Source organism: Paenibacillus glycanilyticus (assembly GCF_051200795.1).
GTDB classification, from domain to species: Bacteria; Bacillota; Bacilli; order Paenibacillales; family Paenibacillaceae; genus Pristimantibacillus; species Pristimantibacillus glycanilyticus.
In genome coordinates this window covers 5,809,759-5,823,163 of sequence record NZ_CP195155.1, presented here as the reverse complement: position 1 = coordinate 5,823,163, position 13,405 = coordinate 5,809,759, and the positions used below count along the sequence as shown (strand labels likewise).

Below are 13,405 nucleotides of genomic sequence, written 5' to 3'. Positions count from 1 at the left end.
AGAGAAGTCAATGGGGTTATGAAATATTTATGTGCTATAATTTCATTAGTTCATATTTATTGGAGAGCCGGAGGGTAACATGAACGGATTCGAAAAAAGAGCCGAGCTGCTTAAAGCAAAGATCAGGGAAACGGTCCTCGCCATGCTTCAGGACTGTGAGCCTAAACATATCCGCATTGCCGACATTGCTTCCGAGGCAGGGGTGTCGCAGGTGACGATCTATAACTATTTTGGCAGCAAGGAGATTCTCATTCGAGAAGCCTTCAAGCATTACGTTACGGAGCATGTTGACGATTTCGAAGTGTTTATGAGCCGCGGTCCAACGTTTCAGCAGTTCGTGGAGTATGTGGTGAAGGCCGATACAGAAGCGTTCCGCCGCTTTACGCCGGCATTCATTCAGCAGATGATGAGCGGCGATCCGGATTTTACCGCCTATATCGACGAGGTGACGCAGCAGCGGGCTATGCCGCTTATGCATGCTTTTATAGAGGAATGCAAAGAGAAGGGACAAATCTCGGACAAGGTATCGACGCGGATGATTCTGACTTACGTGAACATGTTTGTCGCGCAATCCCAAAAGCTGCTGGAAGAGGCGCAGCAAAGCGGGAAGGGCGAGCAGTTTTTCGAGGAATTTCTCCACTTGTTCTTTTACGGCGTCTGCGGGATTGAGCCGGAGGCTTAAGCTTAAACATTGCTATTACCGCCCTGCTATTGGTACAATACACCGTATTAGAGGACAAGGGAGCGGTATCGATTGACGAAAGCAAAAAAAAGCGGCATCGGGCAAGGAACCGGCAAGAAGGGCTGGAGCCGCTGGGATAAGGCAGCCAAGAAGAAGAGCGCGAAGCGGGTATTCAGCAAAGGGCCGAAGGCCGGAGCGGGCAAGAAGGAAGAAGCCGGCGGAGCGAATAAACCGGATAGCGAAGAATAATAGGTTATTGCCTAATATTCACAGATCCGTTATAGTGAGTGTAATTGCATAAAACGTGCGGGTGCTGGATAAAGTCCGGCTGAGATAGGCAACTTGTTTGCTTGACCGTTAATCTGAACCAGGTAATGCTGGCGTAGAGAACCGATCGAATTACAGCCATTCGTGTATTCGCGGATGGCTTTTTCTGTTGTTCCAGCGCCCCCTCGTTAGTTACCTAAGGTTACTAAAGCAAAGGAGTGGCAGAAGGCAATGCAAACGGAAACGATAATAACCGGGAAATTCACCGGGAGATTGTACGAGAGCTCGAAGGGGATCTGGGAACGGAGTCACCGTCATCCTTTCCTCGAAGAGCTGAAGGCAGGGACACTTGATCCCGCGAAGTTTATCTTTTACCTCAAGCAAGACTACGTTTACTTAATCGATTATGCCAAAATGTTCGCTTACGGCAGCATTAAGGCTAACGATCTCCTTACGATGGGGAAGTTCTCCGAGCTGTGCCATTCCATTCTGAACGTGGAAATGGGGCTGCACCGGCAATACGCCGAGCGATTCGGCGTGACAAGGGAAGAGCTGGAGAGTACGGAACCGTCGCCTACCACAATCGCTTATACCAAATATTTGCTTGACGTTGCCGCGCATGGCTCACTCGCCGAGGTTGCGGCGGCTGTACTGCCTTGCATGTGGAGCTATCGGGAGATCGGCGTCCTGTTCGCCGAAGCGCCCGGAGCGCTTGATCATCCGCTTTACCGTGACTGGATTCTGATGTACAGCTCCGAGGAGTTTGGCGAGCTGACCAGCTGGTGCATCGGCATCATGGATGAGCTGGCGGAAGGTTTGCCGGAGCCGGAGCTCGCGAAGCTCGAGCGGCATTTCATCATGGCTTCCAAGCTTGAATACATGTTCTGGGATATGGCCTACCGAGAGGAAGAGTGGCCGGCGTGAACAGGCAGCAGGTTACCGTAGAGAGGGCTCGGGAAGAAAGCTTACCGGCTTCGGCGGGCTTGACTGTTCAAGGGCTGACCTACCGGTTCGAAGGCGAGGAGCCGCTCTTCGACGGACTTGATCTGGAGGTGCCCAAGGGGCAATTCGTCAGTATCGTAGCCGCAAGCGGCATGGGCAAAACAACCCTGTTCCGCCTGCTCGCCGGTCTGCTCCAGCCCGAATCCGGTACGATTACGGCAGCTGGCGCCGTTCCCGGTCAGCGCGGCACCATCGGCTATATGCCACAGCGCGACTGCTTGATGCCTTGGCGGACAGTGCAGGATAACGCCGCTATCGGTCTCGAGCTTGCCGGCGTGCCTAAGCGCGAAGCAAGGCGCAGAGTACTTGAGATGCTGCCTGAACTCGGGCTGGCGGGTACGGAAGCGAAATATCCGCATGAGCTGTCGGGCGGCATGCGTCAGCGGGTATCGTTCCTCCGCTCCCTGCTTGCCGGCGGGGAGCTGATGCTCCTCGACGAGCCGTTCAGTGCGCTTGATGCCATGACCCGGATCAGCATGCAGCAATGGCTGCTTGAGGTGTGGGAAGTTCACCGGAAGACGATTCTGTTCATTACGCATGATATCGACGAAGCGCTGCTGCTCTCGGATCAGGTGCTTGTTGCGGCATCAAGACCAATTACGCAGCTTGAATCGCTTGTCGTCGACTTGCCGCGCCCGCGTACCTATGAGACAACGCTTGACGAGCGTTTTGCCTATTTGAAGCGACGGCTTCTTGGGCAGCTTGGCCGGATCACTTCCCATGCGGAAGGAGGTCCAGCGTGATGAAGCTGCTTAAGGATAAGCTTCCAATCCTCCTGTTTATTTTGCTGCTGGCCGGAGTCTGGGAGCTTGGGACTCGGCTATTCGATGTTCCGGCTTATATCATTCCCCGGCTGTCGGATGTTTGTGCCGCGCTTCTAAATCACGCAGCGCTGCTGGGTAAACATTTTGCCCTGACGTTATGGGAAGCGCTGCTTGGTCTAGCCTTCTCGGTCGTGTTTGGCGTGTTGTCCGCGATCTGGATCGACAGCTCGAGCCTTGCGCGCAAGACGATTTATCCGTTAATCGTAGCTTCGCAGACTATTCCGATTATCGCGTTGTCGCCGATCATGGTCATGTGGTTTGGTTACGAGATCGGAAGCAAAATTTCGGTCGTTATTCTGTTTACTTTCTTCCCGGTGGCGGTAAATACGGCGGACGGCTTCCGCGCGGCGGACCGCGAGATCGGGGAGCTGCTCCGTTCCATGGGGGCGGGCAAAACGCAGCTGTTTCTGAAATGGAAGATTCCTTCCGCGCTGCCCTCCTTCTTCACCGGGCTTAAAATGGCTGCCGCCATCAGCGTTGGCGGAGCTACGCTTGGCGAGTGGCTGGGCGGAGAATCCGGGCTTGGCGTCTATACGAAGAGGGCAGCGAATATGCTTCGCGGCGACGACGTGTTCGCAGGCGTGCTGCTCTTGTCGCTGATGGGGATTGCCTTGTTTGTTGCCGCGCAAATGATAGAGAGACTGGTGCTGGGGCATCGGCGGAGTTAGATTGTGTAAGAAATCGCTAAATAGCCATTTATTCTTAAGGAGAGATATCTTATCATGCTGGGAACTTATCATAATCGATTTATCAAATCAGGATTAGTTGTAGGTCTTGCATTCGCCTTGCTGCTGACAGCGTGCTCATCGGAGAAGAGCGGCAGCAGCTCCGGCAGCGCCGGAAAAAAGACGGAAGAGTTAACGGTGCTGCTGGACTGGTATCCCAATGCGGTACATACGTTTTTGTATGCGGCGGAGGAACAAGGGTATTTTGAAGAAGAAGGGCTTAAGGTCAAGCTTCAGACGCCTGCCGATACGAACGACGCGCTGAAGCTGGTTGCTACGGGCAAAGCCGATCTGGCGCTCAGCTATCAGACGCAGGTGGCCGTTGCCCGTTCGGAGGATATCCCGGTCGTATCGGTCGGGGCGATTGTGCGCCATCCGCTGAATCAGCTGTTTGTGGCCGAGGGTACGGGGATCAAGACGCCCAAGGATCTCGAAGGCAAAAAAATCGGCTATCCTTCCTTACCGCTCGATGAAGCCATGGTTAATACGATGGTGAAGGCGGATGGGGGCGACCCGTCGAAATTAAATTATGTCGATATCGGCTGGGATCTGATTCCGGCGATGACAACAAACCGCGTCGATGGCATTATCGGCGGTTATATCAATCACGAGAAGCTGCTGCTCGAGAAGGAAGGCGAGAAGCTGATCTCGTTTAACCCCGCGGATTACGGCGTTCCGGATTATTACGAGCTGGTGCTGACGGCAAGCGAGAAAGAGCTGGATAGCAAAGGCGACGCGATCAAACGGTTCCTCGCAGCCGCGGCGAAAGGACAGGAATATACCGCTAGCCATCCGGATGAAGCGTTGAAGCTGCTGCTGGATAAGCAAAGCACCGACTTCCCGCTGGATGCGGATATCGAGAAGCAGAGCCTGCAAATTTTGCTGCCGCTGATGGATGCGGGCAACGAGCCTTTTGCCAGCCAATCCGAGGATTCCTGGAATAACATTATTACTTGGCTGACGGAGCATGGTGAGATTAAGAAGCCGGTGAAGGCGGCGGATGCTTTCCGCAACTTGTAGGTTATATGGGTTGATGCTTACGAAGTAAGAATTGCCACAAAGGCCTTAAAGAGGCCATTTGTGTGACAATTCTTTAAGCGATTGCTTACGAAGTAAGAATTGCCACAATGGCCTTAAAGAGGCTATTTGTGTGACAATTCTTTTTAGGAGGGTTGGCAGATGGATGAGACACTGGAGAGATATTCAAGGCAAATGCTGTTTGCGCCAATCGGCGAATTAGGTCAGCGGAAGCTGAGCGAAAGCTCGGTATGCGTGATCGGAATGGGTGCGCTTGGCACCGTGCTGGCGAATCATATGGTCCGCGCCGGTGTCGGGAGGGTCCGCATTGTGGACCGGGACTATGTGGAGAAAAGCAATCTGCAGCGCCAGATGCTGTATGACGAAGACGATGTGCGCGAGGGTTATCCGAAGGCGATTGCCGCGGAACGCAAGCTCCGCCGCATCAATTCGGATGTGCGGATCGAAGCGGTTGTGGCGGATGTGACCGTCCATAACATTGATGAGCTGCTTGACGGAATGGACCTTGTACTGGACGGAACGGATAACTTCCAGACCCGGTTCCTGCTCAATGATGCGTGCTTCAGCAAAGGAATTCCGTTCACCTACGGGGGCGCCGTCAGCTCGCGAGGCATGAGCGCGATTCTGGTGCCGGGCAAGACGCCTTGCCTGCGCTGCTTCCTCCCTTCGGCGGACAGCGGCGGCCAAACCTGCGATACGATTGGTGTTATCGCGCCCGTTGTGGATATTGTCGCTTCCTACCAGGCGGTAGAAGCGCTTAAATATTTGGTTGAAGCGGATGGAGCCAGACGGAATAGTCTGGTTACCTTCGATTTATGGAGCAACTATTACTACGAAATGAAGCTTGGCGAGGCGAAGAAAGACTGCCCTTGCTGCCAGCTGAAGGAATATCCGGCGCTGCAGGTGACGGAGACGGATTCGACGGTATCCTTATGCGGCCGCAGCACGGTTCAGATCAGCGGACATGGACCGCTGGATTTGGGGCAATGGAGCAAACGGCTGGAGCCGGCTGCGGTGAAGGTAGAGCTTAACGCTTATTTGCTTAAAGCCGAGCTGCCGGAAGGAGAGCGGCTGGTGCTGTTCCCGGACGGCAGGGTGCTTGTGCAGGGGACGGAGGATCTTGTCCGCGCCAAGACGTTGTACGCGAGATATATCGGATATTGAACATAGAGGAGATGAGAGCAGGATGAAGGATTTTCGTCTGTATGCGATCACGGGAGAACAATTCCATCCCGGCCGCGACATGCTGGAAGTGATGGAGGAAGCAATCAAAGGCGGCGTGGATATTATTCAGCTGCGGGATAAGGACAGCAGCCCCGAAGAGGTGCTGCGCAAGGCGAGGGCGCTGCGGGAGCTGACTCGGAAATATGGCGTGACGTTTATCGTCAACGACTATATCGATATCGCGCTGGAAGTAGACGCCGACGGTGTCCATCTGGGGCAAAATGACGTCTCGCTGACGGAAGCTAGAGAGCGCGTCGGAGATAAAATCATTGGCATTTCCACCCATGCGATTGAGGAAGCGCTGCTTGCGGAAGAGCAAGGCGCCGACTATATCGGCGTTGGGCCGGTATTCCCGACAAAGACGAAGGTGGATGTCGTTGATCCGGTAACGGTGGCATACGTTCGGCAGGTAGCGGAAAAGGTCCGCATTCCTTTTGTCGCGATTGGCGGAATTAAGCTGGGCAACGTGGATGAAGTGCTTGCGGCTGGAGCAACAAGAATTTGCGCGGTGAGCGAGATTGTCGGAAGCTCCGATGTCGCGGGCACGTGCCAGGCCTTCCTCCGCAAGCTGGAAGGAGCGGGAGATTCGCATGTTGCTGATCGTTAATGGCGAGTCCCAAGAGCTGGATGCCCGCACGATCGGGGATGTCATTCATCATTTTGGGCTGGAAGGGCGTCCGGTCGTCGTTGAAGCGGATGGCGAGATTATCGCGAAGGAACAGTGGCCAGATACGGAAGTAAGGCCGCGGATGAAGATAGAGCTGGTTCATTTTGTCGGGGGAGGCTGAACGTAGGATGAAAAAGGATGTATGGCGTATCGGGGATCATGAGCTCACCTCGCGGTTCTTTATCGGGACGGGATTATTCCCAAGCCCTTACGTGCAGAAGGAAGCGATCCGGGAGTCAGGAGCGGAGGTGCTGACCTTTGCGATTCGCCGGATTAACCTCGCTTCTACCGAGGATGATTCGATTCTGCAGCATGTGGAAGGGGAAAACTTCCGCTTTCTGCCGAATACGTCCGGCGCAAGCACGGCTGAGGAAGCCGTTCGTATTGCCCGGCTCGCAAGAGCTTCGGGGCTAAGCGATTGGATTAAAGTCGAGATTAGCGCCAACGAGCGCACGCTGCTGCCCGATCCGCTCGAGACGCTGAAGGCAACGGAAATTCTCGTCAAGGAAGGCTTTACGGTGCTTCCTTACACATCGGACGATCCGATTCTGTGCAAAAGGCTGGAGGAGGCCGGAGCGGCGGCCGTCATGCCGGGAGCGGCGCCTATCGGTACCGGGCTTGGTATATTGAATCCGTATAATATCGGTCTGATCGTGGAGGAAGCGAAGGTGCCGATTATCGTGGACGCGGGCCTTGGCTCGGTCAGCGACGTGGCGCAGGCGATGGAGCTTGGCGTGTCCGGCGTCTTAATGAATACGCCGGTTGCCAAAGCGAAGGATCCGGTTGGCATGGCGCGGGCGATGAGGCTGGCGATTGAAGCGGGTCGTCTGTCGTATTTGTCGGGACGGATTTCGAAAAAGCGTTACGCATCGGCAAGCAGCGGTCACGAGCAGTTTATTGTGAAGTAACGGCCGATTATTTGATAGAAAGCTGGTCTAATCATGGGAGAAACGATTGTCATTATGGGCGGAGGCGTAGTGGGTCTCTCCTGCGCTTTCGAGCTTCAGAAGCGGGGGCATCAGGCTATTGTCCTGGAGATTGGCCGCTGCGGCGGGCAGGCCTCCGGGGCTGCGGCCGGAATGCTTGCCCCCTATTCGGAAAATGTGGAAGGGCCGGATGATTTCTTCCGCTTGTGCAGGGAAAGCCTGCGGCTGTATCCGTCCTGGCGCGACGAGGTCCGGCAGGTATCCGGCAAGACCTTCGAATATACCGATTCGGGCAGTCTCTATATTGCCTATCACGAGGCGGACCGTCTGGCGCTGGAGGGTCGTCGCCTCTGGCAGAACGAGCATGGATCAAGCGGTATTGTGCTGGAAGGGGATGAACTGTTCCGACAGGAGCCGATGTTATCCCGCGAGGTGAAGGCCGCTCTCTACACGCCGGAGGAAAGCCATGTGTACGCGCCGGATTACGTGTTGGCGCTTGAGCAGGCATGCCGGCTGACCGGCGTTCGAATCTTCGAGCAGCTAGGCTCGGTAACGGTCGACAAGTGGCGCGACGATGTCGTTGTTACCGCCGAGACCGGCTGGAGCTTTACCGGGGATCGGCTGATCGTCTGCTCCGGCGCCTGGGCACAGGAGCTTGAGGAGGTATTCGGCATCCGTATTCCGGTGTACCCGATCCGCGGTCAGATTTGCGCTTATGAAGCGGAAGTAAAGCCGGTCCAGCACATGGTGTTCTGCAATCAGGGCTATTTGGTTGCAAAAGAAAACGGTACGCTCGTATGCGGAGCTTCCGAGGATGTGGCGGGCTTTGATACAACCGTTACGGAGCGTGGAATCGAGCGGCTGCGCAAATGGAACAAGCAGGCGTTTCCGTTTCTGGAGGAGCGGGAGCCGTTCCACCGCTGGGCAGGCCTCCGGCCATCCACGCAGGACGGTTTCCCTTTGCTTGGACCGCTAGAGGAATCGGGCGGCCGCGTCATTATGGCGGCGGGCCATTACCGCAACGGCATTCTTCTAAGCCCGGTAACGGCACAGGTTGTGGCCGATTACATCGATAACGGCAGCAGGCTGCCGGCGTTTGCGCCGGAACGGTTTTCCTACTAAACGATAAACGGGGTGAAATACAAATGGCGGAATCCATTAACGGCAATGTAGCCCGGGCTTTAACGATTGCCGGCTCGGACAGCGGCGGCGGAGCAGGCATTCAGGCGGATTTAAAAACGTTCCAGGAGCTTGGCGCTTACGGGATGTCTGCTTTGACGGCGATTACAGCGCAAAATACCCTTGGCGTGCAAGGCGTATTCCCGCTCGCCAAGGAAGCGGTAAAGGCCCAGATTCACTCCGTCGGCAGCGATATCGGCGTTGACGCTTTAAAGACCGGCATGTTGTTTAGTGCCGAGATTATCGAGGAAGTAGCCGAGGCGATTGCTTTCTTCGGCTGGAAGAAGGTTGTGGTCGATCCGGTTATGATCGCCAAAGGCGGCGCGTCGCTCCTTCAGGTAGAGGCCGTGCGGGCTTTAACCCGCAAGCTGCTGCCTCTGACGATGATCGTAACGCCAAACATTCCGGAAGCCGAGCATCTGACCGGTATGGCCGTACGCAACAAGGCCGACAAGCTTGAAGCGGCGAAAAAGCTGTCCAGCCTTGGCGCCCGTTATGTCCTGATCAAGGGCGGGCATGAAGCGGGAACCGAAGCGGTGGATCTGCTCTTCGACGGCAGCGGCTACAGCGAGCTGGCGGGCAGACGGATCGAGACGGCCCGTACCCATGGGACCGGCTGTACGTATTCGGCTGCTCTTACTGCAGGTCTCGCGCAAGGGCTTGACATCGAGGAAGCCGTACGCCAGGCAAAAGCCTATATACAGGCAGCCATTGAAGATGGCATTGCCATCGGCAGCGGGCATGGCCCAACAAATCATTGGGCCTATCGCAAGAGAGGACTAGCCGTTAGATAGCGGGACAAGATCCAGTCCTAATTCCGCGCTTCCCGTCATACATATGATGAAGAGGAGCGTGAATAAGGTGGAGGATAACAAAGTCAGGCGTTATTATCAGCTTAAGCAAAAACAGAAGGAAATCGAGCAGGAATTATCCGAGCTGCGCGGTGAAATTATACAGCATTGCGCCGAGCTGGACCTCTCCGAACTGGAGGTAGGCAGCTACAAGGTGAAGATTGTTTCCCAGGAGCGCAAGGAATTCGATGAGAGCAAGCTGTATGCTGCTCTTCCAGATCCCGATGTATGGCGGCTGCTCTCGAAGCCCGATACCTCCAAAATCGCCGGTCTCATCAAGCTGAACGTTATTTCGGAGGATACCATCAAGGATACGTTTTCGGTTAAGCACTTATTTCTTCTTCAAGTGGATAAGAAATGACCGCAGAGATTTAACATAACCCCGCCCAATCTTCCTCGGGAATTTGGGCGGGGATTTTTACTGATTAATTGTTGACAATATTACGAATTGTGAGATAATTATAATAAGCTTAGTTCTCGGCGTTGCCGAGAAGCGGGGAAACCAATCTTTTGGGGCGAATCAGCCGGTTATCGGCTGTAGGGAACCATCTATCCCGAGTCCGTCAGCTAACCTCGTCAGCTTTGAGATGGGTCTTTTGCGAATAACATTGCAAACGATAGACCCTTGGAGGGTCTTTTTCTGTTTTAAAGGCCCAAATTGCGCACAGACCATATCCATGCTCTGTGCTGCGGGGGTCTTTTTTTTCATTTTTCGTGGAGGTGGGATGGACTTCCCGGCATAGGTGATGCTTTTAATAACCTTTTGGAGGGATGCGAAATGGTACAACCAATGGCCGATAACAGTAGATCGGCAGGTCTGTCGGAGGCGGAAAGAGAACGGCTTAAGAAGCATTTTCGCGTCAATGATTATTACTTAAACCTGATTGACTGGGATGATCCGAAGGATCCGATCCGTAAGCATCTGATTGCGGCTGCGGGGGAAGCCCCTCACGGGCTCCAGGAGTTTTCTTGGGAAGCTGCCGGCTGCAAGCACATTTATCAGTCGATGGTTCTTCTTCCCGTGTCCCAGGCAGCGGAAGGAATTGCGTACATCGCCGAACATAACGAAATTCATAAGGTTGTGCTGACGGGCGATAGCCTGATGTTAGGTATTTCAAAGCTGACCCGAATAATCGAGCAGCTGCGGAATATCGAGCATATCGGCACGATTAGGCTGGATTCCAGAATGCCGGTTCATAATCCGATGAGGATTTACGAGGACCATGAACTGTTAGAGATGTTAAGCCGGTTCTCGAGTCCGGAGAAACGCATCTATTTAATGACCACGATTAACCATCCGAGGGAAGTAACGGCCGAAGCGAAGAAAGCCTTTAATGCCCTTCACCAAGCGGGCGTAATCGTTCTTAATCAAACCCCTATTGTCAAGGGCGTTAATAATGATCCTCTTCTGTTAGGCAAGCTGATCGATCAGCTGTCCCAGGCTGGGGTTTCGCCATATTCCTTTATCATTAACCGTCCTAATCCTTCTTATCCCGAGTCTAGTCTATCCCTGCAAACGCAGTTCTCCATCGTTCAGCAAGCAAAAGAACTAACCGCGGAGCTTGGGAAGCGGATCCGGCTTCTGATGGCTCATGATTACGGCAAGGTTGAATTGCTGGATATAGAGGGCGGCAAAGCCTACGTGAAATACCATCACTATCAAGAAGAAGGAAAAGGCCGTTTTATCATGCTGGATTGTCCTCCTGAAGCATCTTGGCTGGAGGATTTGTCGGAGCACGATGATCATATGGTCTATCTGCCGTCCGGTCAGCCTGCCAAGAATAAATAAAGGATGTTCATAAGCAAAAGGAGAAGTAAGAAGGGATCGTATTTCACATCCCGGGAGGCTTCTATCAATGAGAGTATACGGCCAGGAAATCGTGAACGACCTGCAAGCTCAGCAGGAAGAAGCAAACTTGAACGGCACGCAGGTTATTGTAAAGGTTAATCCGGAAGAGACAAGGGCCGGTTATCTGGATCCCTACGAGCTTCAGATTATTAGGAAATGGGCGGGGGAACAAAAGGCTGCCACGGACCAGCCTCCGTCGCCGGAGGAGCAGCTTCGGCTTATACGCGATTCCATGGGATTTCCGAACCGTAATTTGAATACGGTGGAGATTTACACCGGTTACGAACGCGTAAAGCTTGGCGACAATGAGGTTGGCCTATGGCGGTATTATCCGCGCAAATCGATGCGGAAGCCTAATAAACCTTGTCTCATTTATATTCACGGCGGCGGCTGGATCGGCGGTACCGTGTTTGCGGTGGAGAACCCTTGCCGGCTGATTGCCGAGCTGGCCGATGCCGTAGTCTTTAATATTGATTATTCCTTGGCTCCGGAGCATAAGTTCCCTAACGGATTTAACGATTGCTTTAATGCCGTTCAATATATTTACGAGCATGCCGAGGAATACGGCATCGACCGGAACCGGATTGCGGTAGGCGGCGATAGTGCCGGCGGCAATCTGTCGGCCGCCGTAGCAACCAAGGACCGGGATCTGGGTACTCGCATGGTAGCTCAGCAGGTGCTCATTTATCCATGCGTGACCTTCCTTAATGGGGTGAACGGTTATCAGTGGGAGTTGTCCCAATTCGAAATGTCGGATGAGCAAAAAGCGATGATTGATCCGATGCTGGGGATTGGACGGCCTACCGATGCCGATCCGGAAGGCAGAAAGGCTTGGGAGCTTTATCTGCCGCATGAGGAGGAAGTCCGTAATCCTTATGTCAGTCCGCTTCTGGCTGACAGCGCAGGATTACCGCGTACGTTGTGCGTAGGAGCCGAATTTGACGGGCTGCGCATTCAGTCGGAGGTATACAGCAGGCAGCTTGCGGCAGCCGGCGTACCGGTCAAGACCATCCGGTACAAGGGATGTACGCATGCTTTTATCGACCGACTGGGCTTTGTGCCGCAGGCCGAGGATTTGTGTATCGAAATTGCAAATGCTTTGAAAGCACTATAATAGAAGAGATAGTTTTTCCAAGCCCGTTCTTCCTTGATGGAAGAACGGGCTTTTTTGCGTTATTTCGCACGCGAAATATGAAAAATCAGGATTATAGCATAGTTGATAGGACGCAACAAGTAAGAAAATACTCATAAAGACTCATCGCATTCTCAGAAAGTGGATAAGACTCAAGAAACGCCTAGATTACAGCATTCTTAACGCTTTCATTTACCGCTCGTTTCCAATTTTTGCGGGTGTCCTTGGGGTTCTAAGCCAATCTATAATAGCCCTATCAACAAGTTAGGGAGTGAGTATTGAAATGAAATTCATGACTAAAATTGCTATGCTGCTGGTAGCTATCGCCTTGCCGGTAACGGCCCTGTTGCACACGACCGCGGATGCGGCCATGTCTGCGGATGCAAAGAGAAACAAGATTGTTTCCACCGCATTGAACCTGAAAGGCAAAGTGAACTATGTAAGCTGGCAGAACCGTCAGGAGAAAAAAGCCCCTTACGCTACGGATTGCTCCGGCTTCACAGCACTTGTATATAAACTTGCTAATGTTGGCGTTACCCTGGTTAACCGTGATGATGATGATCAAGCTAAAGTAGGTACGAAAGTAGGCTACGGCAACTTCAAAAAAGGCGATCTTCTGTTCTTCTGGAACAGCGGCTCGAAAAACCATAAAGACGTAGGCCATGTCGGCATCTACATCGGCAACGGCAAAATGATTCATAACGCGAGCCCTTCGAAGGACGTTATCGTATCGAACGTTAACGATAGCTACTATAAACAGCGTTTCATCGTGGGACGTCGCGTGATTAACTAGGATTGACTCATTAACTCGGTTTTATTTAGAAACTGCGCATTCGAATATTTCTTTCAACCGCTGTTGTTCGGGGGATTTATTGAATTTATTAATATAAGAGAATTCCCCCGAACAAAGGCGGACGTTACACTTTTCAAGAAACATTCGAATTCTCCGTTTAAGTCACACCGCAGTTAAAAAGTAAAACCTTATTTAATTGCTTTAAAGGACAGGGAAATGCCGTACGGAGTGATCCGTACGGCATTT

Annotated in this window: 16 protein-coding genes and 1 riboswitch; all 16 genes read left to right on the top strand. The window is 53.2% G+C overall.

The features are described 5' to 3' along the window. Positions 1-79: 79 nt before the first annotated feature. The gene (locus ACR9FF_RS26220; protein ID WP_164775632.1) at positions 80-682 is read left to right on the top strand and encodes a TetR/AcrR family transcriptional regulator; all 603 of its coding nucleotides are present in this window, start codon (positions 80-82) and stop codon (positions 680-682) included. A gap of 72 nt (positions 683-754) precedes the next feature. After that, on the top strand, positions 755-931 hold the full coding sequence (locus ACR9FF_RS26215) for a DUF3934 family protein (protein ID WP_127499107.1): 177 nt from the start codon (positions 755-757) through the stop codon (positions 929-931). 249 nt (positions 932-1,180) lie between these two features. After that, positions 1,181-1,873: a thiaminase II gene (gene tenA / locus ACR9FF_RS26210; protein ID WP_201008290.1), complete on the top strand. Its 693-nt coding sequence runs from the start codon at positions 1,181-1,183 to the stop codon at positions 1,871-1,873. Next, the gene (locus ACR9FF_RS26205) at positions 1,870-2,694 is read left to right on the top strand and encodes an ABC transporter ATP-binding protein (protein ID WP_435166451.1); all 825 of its coding nucleotides are present in this window, start codon (positions 1,870-1,872) and stop codon (positions 2,692-2,694) included. Before tenA ends, ACR9FF_RS26205 begins: the two co-directional genes overlap by 4 nt. Then, positions 2,694-3,443, top strand: a complete 750-nt coding sequence (locus ACR9FF_RS26200) for an ABC transporter permease (protein WP_435166448.1) — start codon at positions 2,694-2,696, stop codon at positions 3,441-3,443. The genes ACR9FF_RS26205 and ACR9FF_RS26200 overlap by 1 nt, the downstream gene beginning before the upstream one ends. Before the next feature lie 54 nt (positions 3,444-3,497). After that, positions 3,498-4,520 carry an ABC transporter substrate-binding protein gene (locus tag ACR9FF_RS26195; protein WP_236013523.1) on the top strand — a complete coding sequence of 341 codons (1,023 nt, stop codon included), beginning with the start codon at positions 3,498-3,500 and terminating at the stop codon, positions 4,518-4,520. A 159-nt stretch (positions 4,521-4,679) separates the two neighbouring features. Then, positions 4,680-5,702, top strand: coding sequence for a thiazole biosynthesis adenylyltransferase ThiF (locus ACR9FF_RS26190; RefSeq protein ID WP_317982373.1), 1,023 nt, complete (start codon positions 4,680-4,682; stop codon positions 5,700-5,702). A 22-nt stretch (positions 5,703-5,724) separates the two neighbouring features. Beyond that, entirely contained in the window at positions 5,725-6,369 is a 645-nt protein-coding gene (gene thiE / locus ACR9FF_RS26185; protein WP_435166444.1) for a thiamine phosphate synthase, read from the top strand. Beyond that, complete coding sequence (gene thiS, locus ACR9FF_RS26180; RefSeq protein ID WP_127499094.1) at positions 6,353-6,550, top strand: sulfur carrier protein ThiS; 198 nt, start codon at positions 6,353-6,355, stop codon at positions 6,548-6,550. Before thiE ends, thiS begins: the two co-directional genes overlap by 17 nt. A 7-nt stretch (positions 6,551-6,557) precedes the next feature. Further along, positions 6,558-7,337, top strand: coding sequence for a thiazole synthase (locus tag ACR9FF_RS26175; RefSeq protein ID WP_317982375.1), 780 nt, complete (start codon positions 6,558-6,560; stop codon positions 7,335-7,337). A gap of 33 nt (positions 7,338-7,370) precedes the next feature. After that, complete coding sequence (thiO, locus tag ACR9FF_RS26170) at positions 7,371-8,477, top strand: glycine oxidase ThiO (protein ID WP_435166439.1); 1,107 nt, start codon at positions 7,371-7,373, stop codon at positions 8,475-8,477. A 23-nt stretch (positions 8,478-8,500) separates the two neighbouring features. Beyond that, complete coding sequence (thiD, locus tag ACR9FF_RS26165; protein ID WP_127499088.1) at positions 8,501-9,328, top strand: bifunctional hydroxymethylpyrimidine kinase/phosphomethylpyrimidine kinase; 828 nt, start codon at positions 8,501-8,503, stop codon at positions 9,326-9,328. Between the two features lie 67 nt (positions 9,329-9,395). Further along, positions 9,396-9,746, top strand: a complete 351-nt coding sequence (locus tag ACR9FF_RS26160) for a hypothetical protein (protein WP_127499086.1) — start codon at positions 9,396-9,398, stop codon at positions 9,744-9,746. A gap of 96 nt (positions 9,747-9,842) precedes the next feature. Next, positions 9,843-9,981, top strand: a riboswitch (cyclic di-AMP (ydaO/yuaA leader). A gap of 182 nt (positions 9,982-10,163) precedes the next feature. After that, positions 10,164-11,174, top strand: coding sequence for a KamA family radical SAM protein (locus tag ACR9FF_RS26155; protein WP_435166435.1), 1,011 nt, complete (start codon positions 10,164-10,166; stop codon positions 11,172-11,174). Between the two features lie 67 nt (positions 11,175-11,241). Continuing rightward, positions 11,242-12,348, top strand: coding sequence for an alpha/beta hydrolase (locus tag ACR9FF_RS26150; RefSeq protein ID WP_435166432.1), 1,107 nt, complete (start codon positions 11,242-11,244; stop codon positions 12,346-12,348). 301 nt (positions 12,349-12,649) lie between these two features. Further along, positions 12,650-13,159, top strand: coding sequence for a C40 family peptidase (locus ACR9FF_RS26145; RefSeq protein WP_127499080.1), 510 nt, complete (start codon positions 12,650-12,652; stop codon positions 13,157-13,159). The last annotated feature ends 246 nt before the right edge of the window (positions 13,160-13,405 follow it).